An 11210-nucleotide genomic window follows, 5' to 3' on the forward strand; every position below is an offset into this window, starting at 1 on the left:
AGCTTATTTCGCCACCTTACTGTAAAATGAAGGCTCGCTTTCGTACAGCGTCCGGATATAGTTCATCACGTCATTGCGCAAATCGTCGCGCTGCAGCGCGAAGTCCAGCGTCGCTTTGATAAAACCGAATTTGTCCCCTACGTCATGCCGTGCCCCTTGGAAATTGTAGGCGATGACCGGTCTTTTCTCGTTCAATCGCTTGAGCGCGTCCGTCAGCTGGATTTCGCCGCCCGCACCGGCCGGAAGACTCTCCAAAATATCGAAAATGTCCGGCGTCAAAATGTACCGGCCCATGATCGCATAGTTGGAAGGAGCCGCTTTTTTCGAAGGCTTCTCGACCAGCGTATCCAGGAAAAACACCTCCGGCTCAATCGACGATCCCCGGGGAGCGATGATCCCGTATTTGGACACGTCCTCGTCGTTTACTTTTTGGACGCCGACAACCGAGGAGGAGTACCGGGAATGCACGCGAATGAGCTGGCTCAGGCACGGCTCGCTCGACTGCACGATGTCGTCGCCGAGCAGAACGGCAAACGGCTCGTCGCCGACAAAACTGCGCGCGCACCAGATCGCGTGACCGAGACCCTTCGGCTCTTTTTGACGAATATAGTGGATATTCGCCATCTCGGATATCGCTTGGATCTGTTCCAGCTCCTTGTTCTTGCCCTTCTTCGACAGCGTGTCTTCCAGCTCGAACGATTTGTCGAAGTGATCTTCGATCGCCCGCTTTCCCCGTCCGCTAATAATCAGAATATCTTCGATCCCGGAGGCAATCGCCTCTTCGATGATGTATTGAATCGTCGGCTTGTCCACAATCGGCAGCATTTCCTTCGGCTGGGCTTTGGTTGCAGGCAGGAAGCGCGTTCCCAATCCCGCTGCCGGAATGATCGCTTTACGCAATTTCATGAGTCATACCTCCGCATACGAGTGTTTTGACGATCTCAATCACTTTCGCTTGCTCGGTTTCGGTCAGACTGGAGCCGGAAGGCAGGCAAATGCCCTGCTCGAACAGCCGGTCGGATACGCTGTGCCCCTCCTGATGCGGATAATAAGCGCAGCCTTGGAACAGCGGTTGCAGATGCATCGGCTTCCACACCGGTCTGGACTCGATGTTCGCCTCCGCGAGCGCCCGGATGATGTCACCCGCCGTCGTTTTCGCGACTTGCGGGTCGACGGTCAGCGCCGTCAGCCAACGGGTCGCTTGGCCGAAGGACGCCTCCGGCATAAACGCGACGCCCTCCATGGGGCCCAGCGCTTCGGCATAGGCGGCAAAGATGGCGCGTCTCGTTTCGATTCGCTCGGGAAGCCTCCGAAGCTGGCCGATGCCGATGCCGGCGAGCACGTTGCTCATCCGGTAGTTGAACCCGACCTCGCTGTGCTCGTAATGCGGTGCGGGGTCCCGGGCCTGCGTCGCCCAATATCTGGCCTTCTCCAAAGCTTCGAGGTCGTCCGACACCAGCATGCCCCCGCCGGAGGTGGTGATGATTTTGTTGCCGTTGAACGAGTAGGTCCCGAACCTGCCCAGCGTTCCGCTCGCCCGCCCTTTGTATGTCGCGCCTAACGATTCGGCGGCATCCTCGATGACGGGAACACCATATTGGTCGCATAAGTCAAGCAGCGGGTCCATGTCTGCGCTTTGCCCGTACAGATTGACGACCACGACCGCTTTCGGAAGCTTCCCGGCCTGCTTGGCTTCGGACAGCGCGCGCTCCAGCGCTTGCGGAGACATATTCCAGCTCTCCGGCTCGGAGTCGATGAAGACCGGCTCCGCCCCTTGATACACCACCGGATTTACGCTAGCGACAAACGTTAGGCTGGAGCAGAACACCGTATCCCCGGCGCCGACACCAAGCAAGCGCAAAGCCAGGTGAATGGCCGCCGTACCGGAACTGAGCGCCAACGCTCCTCCGGCTCCGACGTACCCGGCAATCTCTTTCTCAAAGACATCGACGTTCGGCCCTAACGGCGCGATCCAGTTGGTGGCGAAAGCTTGCTGCACCCATTGCTGCTCTTCTTGCCCCATATGCGGGGGAGACAGGTAAATCCTTTGATTCGGCGACATTAGCTACGCCCTCCTCTGAGCAAGCTGATCCGGTTGATCAGCGTATTTGATTGGTTTGGCGGGTACGCCTACGACCGTGCATTGAGCCGGAATATCGTCGACAGCAACCGCTCCCGCTCCGATCGTGCTCCAGCCGCCTATCGTTAATCCTTCGATCACTTTCGCGCCAAGCCCGATATGCGTTCCGTCTCCCACCGTGACATCGCCGGCTAAGGCTGCGGAGGGAGAAATATGCACGAAGCTTCCGAGAACGTTCTCGTGCTCGACGATGGCGCTGGTGTTGATGATGCACTGGGCGCCGATCCGGGCGCCATGATTGATGACCGCGCCCGGCATAACGACCGAACCGCCGCCGATCGTCACCCCGCTTCCGAGCGTTGCTCTCGGATGAATCAATACCGCGTAGCGGGATTCGGGGTACCCGAGCCGTTCCATGACGGTACGACGGGTGCGGTTGTTGCCGATGGCGATAAACAGCCGGCAATCGTCGTCCCGCAGCAGCTCCGCCATGTCCGCAACCGGCCCGTGAAGGATGCCGTCCTGGCTAAAGCTGTGCGTATACTTGTCGTCGCCGATCCCGGCCAGCTCATATTCTCCCTGGGCCCGCATTACATCGAGGACGACCTTTCCATGACCGCCTCCGCCGATCAGGACGAGCTTCTTCATCCTAGAATCCCTCCACCTTCCGGTTGCCTGTAAATTTGGTCGTCGTGGCATGCCCCGCCTGCTGAACGCCGTCGGCACGGAATACTTTTTTCACCGTCATCCATAGGATTTTTGCATCCAGCAGCAGCGACGGGTGGTCGGTGTACCATACGTCCAGCGCGAATTTCTCTTCCCAGGAGATCGCGTTTCTTCCGTTCACCTGAGCCCAACCGGTAATGCCCGGACGGACCCAGTGCCGCTTCTGCTGCTCCTCCGTATATAACGGCAAATATTCCATCAGGAGCGGCCTTGGCCCGATCAGGCTCATATCTCCGCGCAGCACGTTGAACAGCTGAGGCAGCTCGTCCATGCTTGTTTTGCGCAGCAGCTTGCCGAAGGCGGTCAGCCGTTCGGCGTCCGGCAGCAGCTCGCCCTTGCTGTCCTTCCGGTCGTTCATCGTGCGGAACTTGTACACGTGGAACGGCTTGCCGTGAAGCCCGGGACGCTGCTGCCGGAACAGCACCGGCGAGCCCAGATTCAGGCGGACCAGCAGCGCGACAAGGACGAACAATGGAGCGAATGCGATGACCGCCGTCAGAGCAGCGGTGAAATCGAGCACGCGCTTGACGCGCTGCACGGATTTTCGTTTACGGGCCGTTTTCTTCTGCTCGATCTCTCCGTACATGCGGTGCAGCCGCCCAACGACCGCCTGCTCCGTAAATTCGCGCTCGATCACGCTGCGCGCCTCGCTGCCGAATTGCTTCAGCAGCTCATCGCTTCCGAGCAGCTTGTGCAGAGCGTCGGCAAACGGCTCGGGCTGCTTATAAGGGGCCAAAAATCCGGTCTCGTTATGTTTCACCAGCTCCCTCGTTCCGAGAACGTCGCTGCCTACCGCTGGCTTGGAGAAGGCCATCGCTTCCATCAGAAAGCGGGGAATTCCTTCCTTCTCGGAAGAGAGCACGACGATATCCGCCAGCTTGATCCAAGGGTAAATATAGCTCTGGTGCCCGATCAGCCTCACTTCCTCCTCGAGGCCCAGCTCCATGATCTTCCTTCGGATGTCCGCTTCGAGCGGACCTTTCCCGGCCAGGACGCAGCAGAAGTCATGCGCATGCTTGTCTTTCAGCAGACGAAGCGACTCCAGCAGAAAGGCATGATCTTTTACCGGCTCGAGCCGGGCCGCCATCAGGATGATTTTCTTTCCTTCCGGAATAAGCGCCTCCTGCCGCAGCCGGTCCAACTGGGCCTGATCGATGCGGTAGCGGAACTCGTCCAGCCGGTTCAAATCGACGCCGTTCCCCTCGTAGTAGACCGGTTTGCCCGGCGCCAGCTCCCGCAGCTTCTCCATATCCTCGCGGTTTTGCGAGGAAAGCGCGTCGCAGAACAGCGCGCCCAGCCTCTCAAGGCTGCGGTAGATAAAGCTGGTTATCCATTTCTGTCCGTCGAAAAATGGCAGTCCGTGGCTCGTATGCAGGATCATCGGCGTCCGGGCCAGCCATCCCGCTACCCGGCCGATTAGTCCGGCCTTCGCCGTATGCGTATGGACGATATCGAACTGCTCGCGCCGAAGCAGCGAACGCATCTGAAGGATCGAACGCAGATCGTCCAAAACATGAATTTTCCGGTTCATCGGCACGAAATGGAGCTTCAGGCGGTATCGTTTCATGAACTCCTCGTCATAACCGTCGGGAGACGAAATCAGATGAACCTCATATTCCGCCTTCTGCAGCACCGCCATCTTGTCCGCCAAAATTTTATGGGAGATGGCGCTTGTGCAAATATGAGCTACCTTCTTCATACGGTTACCTCTCGATAATATTGGCAGTACCAATTGGTAAACGCCTTAATTCCGGTCTCGATGCTAATCTTGGGCGTGAAGCCGACTTCGCGCGCCAGCTCGTCGATATCGGCATATGTCGCCTGCACGTCGCCGGGCTGCATCGGCTTGAATTCGATCACTGCCTCTTTGCCGAGGCATTCCTCAATCGTATGAATGAACTTCATCAAAGGAATGGGCCGGTTGTTGCCGATATTATAAATTTTATATGGCGCGTACGAGGAGGACGGGTCCGGCTCCATCCGGTTCCAGCTGTCGTTGTGCACCGGAGGCCGGAAGAGCAGACGCACGATGCCTTGCACGATATCGTCGATGTAAGTGAAGTCGCGCATCATCTGGCCCTCGTTAAACACTTGGATCGGTTTGCCCTCCATAATCGCCTTCGTGAACGAGAAATACGCCATGTCCGGTCTTCCCCAAGGCCCGTACACCGTGAAGAAACGCAAGCCCGTCGTCGGCAATCCGTACAAATGGCTGTACGTATGGGCCATCAGCTCGTTCGCTTTTTTCGTGGCCGCATAGAGGCTGACGGGATGATTGACCGCATCGGTCACGGAGAACGGCATTTTCACATTCGCCCCGTATACCGAGCTGGAGGAAGCATAGATAAGATGCGGAACGCGATGCTTGCGGGAGCTCTCCAGCATATGCATGAAGCCGGTAATGTTGGAGTCGATGTACGCCCCCGGGTTGACCATGGAATACCGCACGCCCGCTTGGGCTGCAAGATGAACGACCGCCGCAAAATCATGGGAAGCGAACAGCGCATCCAGCGACTTTTGATCCTGCAGGTCGAAGTTGTAATGAGCATAAGCGTCATACTCGAGCAATCCCTTTAACCGGTCTTCCTTCAGCCTGACATCGTAATAGTCGTTTAAGCAGTCTACTCCTACCACGGAGAAGCCTTCCTGAAGCAGCTTCGCCGAGAGATGATACCCGATAAAACCTGCGGATCCGGTGACTAAAATTTTCATCGCTGCGTCTTCCCTTCTTTTACGAATTGAGAAAACTTTTCCCAAAATTCCTGCCGTTCCTGATCCAGCTGGTTTTTCGTATAGTTCCCCGCTTTCCGATAGTTGGCTTGCGCTTGCTCGGTCATCCAGCGTGTATCGGAGATATATTGCTCGATCAACCGGGCCAGATGCTTGTCGTTGCCGGGCTTATGCAGATACCGCGGATCGATAAGCTCCGGAATGCCCCCGGCTGTCGACCCGATGACCGGACATCCCCGGCTCATCGCCTCGACCGTCGCTCTCGGCAAGCCTTCCTGGAAGCTCGGCTGCAAGTAAAGATCCACTTGATCCAGCCACTCGAATACGGCATCGCCACTCTGCAGAACGCCGTCGAACCGGACGTGTTCCTGCAAGCCGAATTGAGCCGCCAGCGCTTCCCACGGTTCCTTGTCGCCTCCGCCGAGCACCCGGAACTCGAAGGCTGGCAGCTTCGGCTTCACCCGGGCCAACGCCTGCAGTGCCGTCGCAATGCCTTTCGTTTTGCCGTTCAGATTACCGATCAGCCCCAGGATTACGGGCTTCGCCCCGGTCTCGATCTTGCGGAGCCGCCGTTCCATTACCTCGGGGCATAGCTCCGGAATTTCCACATCGGAGCAGCCTTCGGTATACCCGCTCGTATTCGGATACCGGTGCTGCAAGAATTGCTTCGTCACGTAAATGGCAAACGGCGCTTCCTTCACCTGCGCTTTCGTCTTCAGCGTCGCAATGGGCGCATACGCCTTCCCTTGCAGATTGCCGTAATTCCACAGCGCATCCCAAGCGCAGGCAACCATTTCCACGGCAAAAGGCTTCTTCAGCTTCTTGGCGATCGCCACCGCTTCCGAGCCGATTTCGCTTGGCAGCCGGGCAATTACCGCATCTGACTGTGCGATCGATTCGGTCAGCACGCGCTCGATGTAGCCTTTTTTCGTCAGCTTGTTCACCGGATTGCTGAGGGAAGGCAGCACGACAAATTCCACATTTTTGCCGCTTGATAAGCTTTTATTCGCAATTTCCGTTTCCGAAGATATTTTTTTCGCCCGGGACGCCACCGTAATTTCATCAAATACGGTCAAATACCGTTCCCACACCGAGTAGGGGAGTTTTCCGCTGGAAAAAAATTTCCCGGAATCGTTAAAGTAAAACGTATGGTCATGCGCCCATAATACCTTCATGGTCCTCGACCCTCTCAGATAGATTTAATAGGTTTTGCCGGGACTCCGCCGACAACGGTATGCGGGGGCACCGGCTTGGTCACGACCGCTCCGGCGGCCACCACCGCTCTGCTGCCGATATCCACGCCCGCCAGAATGCGGCAGCCGCAGCCGACCCAGACGTCCGACTGAATCGTGATCGGCGCGTATTTAACCGGGTTGTCGCGAATCGGCAGAGAGGCGTCATCCCAAGTGTGCTCGAATGAAATCATCGAGGTCTGATGCGCGACCGACACGTCGTTATCGATCGTAATGCCGCCTCCCGCATCCAGATAACACTGTTTATGTATGCTTACATTGCTGCCGATGGAGAGCTTCTCCCAATGCTTGATCTCAACGGACCGCCCGACGAATACGTTATCGCCGCACTTCGGAATCAACCGCTTGAGAAGGCAGTAGCGCGTTGCGAGCCCCAAAGGCTCCGGCAGCAGGTCGGTCGCGTGCCACGAGCTCTTGAGCAGGGGCTTCGGAACGATCGAGAACAGCGCCGTAAGCAGGTTCAGAAATCCTTTGTAACGATGAAATTTGTCCCTTCCTCGGATGTCAAGCCTCTCCTTTCTTGGAATGAACCGCTTTTGGCCTGAATAACCACGCGAGCGTATATGCGTTCATCATGTACAGAATGGGTACGACAGGCACTTTTTTCCGGACCATGTTATCCCCGATCGTCCCTACCCCGTACTCCAGATTCCGCTCGGTCACAGTGACGAAGCCGACCAATACCAGCGTGCAGCCGAAGGTGAACAGCAGAATAAGGCACATGGCAAAAAACGAACGCGTCTCCTTATGCCGCATGAACACCGTCACGGACAGCCCGAACGAAATCATCATATAGACCGCCTCTGCTGTCCGCATCACAAACTCCGTATCCCAATTGAATGCTTTGAACGGATTCGGAGAGATGAACAGAAAGACCGTGAGCATGAAGGAATTCAGAAGCCCGGTCAGTCCCACCTTCCAGAACACCACGCCCAGCGCTGCGATGAGCATGAGCAAGGCGGCTTTGAAGCTTCGCCGGAACAGAAAGTAAAAGGACAAAATATACACGATCGAATAATCTCGCAGCATGGTCGTGTAGAACAAGATGATGACGAACAAAATGTATCTGCGATTTAATAAAAGCTGGGTGCACAGCAGCCCCAGGAAGGCGCACGTGATGTCCTTGCCGAACACGGAGGACATGTACATCAGCGCCGGACTTGCGAGCAGCCCGATGATCAGCACCGCGTTATACGTTCGTTTGCCCGCCTCCGAAAGCTCGTACGTGAAAAACCTGTCGTTCAGCCGGTACGTCATATTGCAGCACAGTACGAGCAAAAAGGAATTAAACGTAATGATGACCAGCGGATCGGCCAAATCCAGAAATTTATAAAACGGCATGTACATGAGCCCGAACACCGGATACGCCGAAGAATTCAGCCAGTTGGTCGTAATGTGCTCCGTCGCATAACGGATAAAATCGTCCAGCTGCGGATAGAACGTCACCTGCCGGAAATAGCCTCTGGCGTCGGGACCGAATAAAGGGTCTGTCGTCATCGCGTAAATCCATTTCCCGATCAGCATCACCATGAGCCCGATGTAGAGCACGGCCGGCTGGTTGGGCCACTTCAGCATGACGAAAAAGGGAAGCAGCAAAGTAAAGAAAAAGACAAGCCCGACATCGAGGTCCCACTGGGTTACCCATTTGGTCGACAAGATCAACAGGGCGGCGTACATCCACAGCAGCATCGTTTGCACCAAGGGGTTATCCCTTGCAGGCGGCAAGTCAACCTTCCGCTCAAGCATGATATATGTTCTCCAGCCGCCGAATGCTCTCGCGGATATCGTAGCCGTGCTTTTTCAAGAAACGGTGCCTCGTCGGCCAATCCGGCGCAGCCGAACGCCCCAGTATTCCCGTAATCTTGTCGACCCATACCTCGGGCTGCAGCTTGAGGTGTTCCACCATGCCGAAGCTTAGGTTGGCTTCTGCAGGCACATGCTCCGACACGAGGCTGGGCACGCCGCCGGCCTGAGCTTCGATAACGACAATGCCCAAGCCTTCGAATAGCGACGGCAGCAGGAACACATCGAAAGCGCCGATAATTTCCGGAATATCTTTGCGGGCGCCCAGGAAACGGACCTGTCGCCCGATGCCCAGCGTCTCGGCAAGCCGCTCCATCTCCTCGCGCAATCTCCCGTCCCCGACCAGCACGAGCTGCGCCTCGGGGACCTTCTTAACCAATAAGGAGAAAGTTTCCAGCAGGAAACGGTGATTCTTCTCTTCGCTGAACCGGCCGATATGCCCCACAACCGGAACCGACGGGTCGGTCACGCCAATACGCTGCCTGAGCCCGCTCCGATCCGTCGGCAGCTGCTCGTAGGGCAGCAGATTGATCGCATTGGGCAGCAGCTCCGTGCGGGTATCTTTCCAGCAGCGGGCCCCGAAGAGCGATTCGCATGCCGGCCTGGAGCAGCCGATCAAATGCGTGCTGTGCTTTAAAATCAGCGATTTCATATAGTGGCGGTACAAGGTGCGGAACAGCGTCGTCCGCTGTTCGGCATTCACCGTATGACTGTGGCATACGCGAACCGGAACGCCGATCTCCTTGGCCAGCTTCAGCACATACCCGCTGAATTGGAAAATATGGCTGTGAATGGCGGCATAAGGACCATTTTCTCTCACGTTATGCAGGAATTGCTCGCGAAACGGGCCAAGCCCTTTCCGGGGATGCGGCTGCAGCAGGATTTTCCCGCCAAGCTCGCGAATCTCGCGGTCGTAGAACCCTTCGCCTTCGAGCTGGACCGCAAAATGAAACTCGAATCTCTCCCGGTCGATGTTCCTGTAAATGTTCATCAGCAGTGTCTCGACACCGCCGGGATCCATTTTTCCGACTACATGCAATATTTTAGTCGCGCTCATCTTACCCTCCCGGATGACTGTATCCTTTGGCTATGATTTGCTTCCGATACGTCCCGGCATCCACACGCCGGTCACGATCTGCATGGATTGCTTGACCTTGTACATCATGCTGAAATAGCAGAACGCCGTCGACAGCAGGTTCGCCAAGGCCGCTCCGATCATGCCCAGGCTCGGAATCAGCAGCAGATTAAACGCCACATTCAGAACGGTAGAGATCATCAAGATTCGGCTGGACGCGCGCTGCTGCCCGGTCATCGTCATGACCGTTCCGGATTGTCCGCAATAGGAATGAACGAGATGGCTCAGCGACAGCAGAATGAGCGCAGTCGAGCCTGCCTTGAACTCTTCCCCGAACAATCCCAGAATCCACTGGCCCAGCAGCAAAATCGTCAGGAACACCAGACCGGCGAAGGCAAACCCCGATCGCCCGGACAGCGTGCATACCTTTTGCATTTGCTTCAAGTCGCCCTTGGCATAGGACTCCGATATCATCGGGGCCGCAATCATATTAATCGACGTGATCGCAAACGAAACCATCGTCGCGATCCGCACGGCTGCCGAGAAAATTCCGGACTCGCTCGTGCCGTGCATCATGCCGATCATCACGACGCTAAGCTGTCCCAGAATCAGATACATGCCCGAGTTCACCATCAAGGTCAGCGATTCCGAGAGCCAATGCTTCGTTTGAAACCGGTGCGGATGCCCTTTCGTATGCGGCGTCAGCTTCCGGTTAAGCACCCAGGCCCCGAACAAATACGATAGCAGCATCGACCCGACAAAGATGACCATCGCTTCGAATGCGCCGGCTTTCACGTGAAAGAGGACCGTGTAAGCATACAAAATGACGATGCAAAAAACGGGACGCAGCACCTTCTCCGGCAGTTGGGCAACGAGCACTTCCTTGAGCGCCAGCAGCGAGCTTTGCCTTAAAGTCGCCGTTGCCATCAATGGAATGATCAACAGCCCGGTCAAAAAGGTGTAATAGAACTCGCCTCCGCTGTTCCTGTACATCACGTAAATGACAATGCCGCTACTTCCCATCAGCACGAGCGATACAAGCAAGGTTAGCTGGTTCGCCCGGCGCAGCAAGCCTTTGACTTCGCCCCACAGCTGGTCCGCCTTGTAAGAAGACACGAACCGGACAATCGCCGTATCGAAGCCGAGGTTAGCGGGAAAAGCTACAAAGGTGATGACCGTCATCACAAAAGCATAATATCCGTAGCTGACGACCCCGAGCAGCCTGGCCAGCACGACCTGCATCAATACGGCAAGCCCGACGCCGGCCACATTCATGATGAACGAGAGGGAGCCGCTTTTTGCGAGAATTCGGGAAACATTCGTTTCCGTCCGATGTAACGTCGTCTGTTTCATACATACCTTCTTCTTCGTTAGTCTGAATCCCGGGAACGTCTCCGGCCGTTTCCGGACCAATTAGGAAACGTTGCTGTACGTAGGCACCAGATGCTTGAGCACCTCGCGGATTTCCTGCTGTCCTTTGCCAAGCACCCTCTCCAGCTTGCGGATCTCGAATTCCAGCTCCGTCCGGTTGATGTTCATCGGC

The 11210-nt window shown here is 56.3% G+C and carries 10 protein-coding genes and 1 pseudogene; all 11 read right to left on the reverse strand.

Features of this window, described 5'->3' with window-relative positions:
* Window positions 1–3 precede the first annotated feature (3 nt).
* Window positions 4–906 carry a UTP--glucose-1-phosphate uridylyltransferase GalU gene (galU, locus tag QJ48_RS16370; protein ID WP_054974629.1) on the reverse strand — a complete coding sequence of 301 codons (903 nt, stop codon included), beginning with the start codon at window positions 904–906 and terminating at the stop codon, window positions 4–6.
* On the reverse strand, window positions 893–2062 hold the full coding sequence (locus QJ48_RS16375; protein ID WP_054974630.1) for a DegT/DnrJ/EryC1/StrS aminotransferase family protein: 1170 nt from the start codon (window positions 2060–2062) through the stop codon (window positions 893–895). Before QJ48_RS16375 ends, galU begins: the two co-directional genes overlap by 14 nt.
* A gap of 3 nt (window positions 2063–2065) precedes the next feature.
* The gene (locus QJ48_RS16380) at window positions 2066–2728 is read right to left on the reverse strand and encodes an acetyltransferase (RefSeq protein WP_054974631.1); all 663 of its coding nucleotides are present in this window, start codon (window positions 2726–2728) and stop codon (window positions 2066–2068) included.
* 1 nt (window position 2729) lies between these two features.
* A complete protein-coding gene (locus QJ48_RS38730; RefSeq protein WP_237762935.1) occupies window positions 2730–3392 on the reverse strand; it encodes a sugar transferase in 663 nt (220 codons plus the stop codon).
* Window positions 3393–3455: 63 nt separating this feature from the next.
* Window positions 3456–4505, reverse strand: a pseudogene (locus tag QJ48_RS38735) (glycosyltransferase family 4 protein); the annotation flags it as partial.
* Window positions 4502–5518, reverse strand: coding sequence for an NAD-dependent epimerase (locus tag QJ48_RS16390; protein WP_054974633.1), 1017 nt, complete (start codon window positions 5516–5518; stop codon window positions 4502–4504). The gene QJ48_RS16390 and the pseudogene QJ48_RS38735, both read right to left, overlap by 4 nt.
* Complete coding sequence (locus QJ48_RS16395; RefSeq protein WP_054974634.1) at window positions 5515–6711, reverse strand: glycosyltransferase family 4 protein; 1197 nt, start codon at window positions 6709–6711, stop codon at window positions 5515–5517. The genes QJ48_RS16390 and QJ48_RS16395 overlap by 4 nt, the downstream gene beginning before the upstream one ends.
* A 14-nt stretch (window positions 6712–6725) precedes the next feature.
* Window positions 6726–7166, reverse strand: a complete 441-nt coding sequence (locus QJ48_RS16400; protein ID WP_237762934.1) for an acyltransferase — start codon at window positions 7164–7166, stop codon at window positions 6726–6728.
* Window positions 7167–7293: 127 nt separating this feature from the next.
* A complete protein-coding gene (locus tag QJ48_RS16405; protein ID WP_063858101.1) occupies window positions 7294–8535 on the reverse strand; it encodes a hypothetical protein in 1242 nt (413 codons plus the stop codon).
* Window positions 8528–9649 carry a glycosyltransferase gene (locus tag QJ48_RS16410; RefSeq protein ID WP_054974636.1) on the reverse strand — a complete coding sequence of 374 codons (1122 nt, stop codon included), beginning with the start codon at window positions 9647–9649 and terminating at the stop codon, window positions 8528–8530. Before QJ48_RS16410 ends, QJ48_RS16405 begins: the two co-directional genes overlap by 8 nt.
* A gap of 30 nt (window positions 9650–9679) precedes the next feature.
* Window positions 9680–11020 (reverse strand): flippase, encoded by a 1341-nt coding sequence (locus QJ48_RS16415; RefSeq protein ID WP_054974637.1) that lies wholly within the window; start codon window positions 11018–11020, stop codon window positions 9680–9682.
* Window positions 11021–11210 lie beyond the last annotated feature (190 nt).

Source organism: Paenibacillus sp. A3, from assembly GCF_001399685.1.
In the GTDB taxonomy this organism is placed as follows: Bacteria; Bacillota; Bacilli; order Paenibacillales; family NBRC-103111; genus Paenibacillus_G.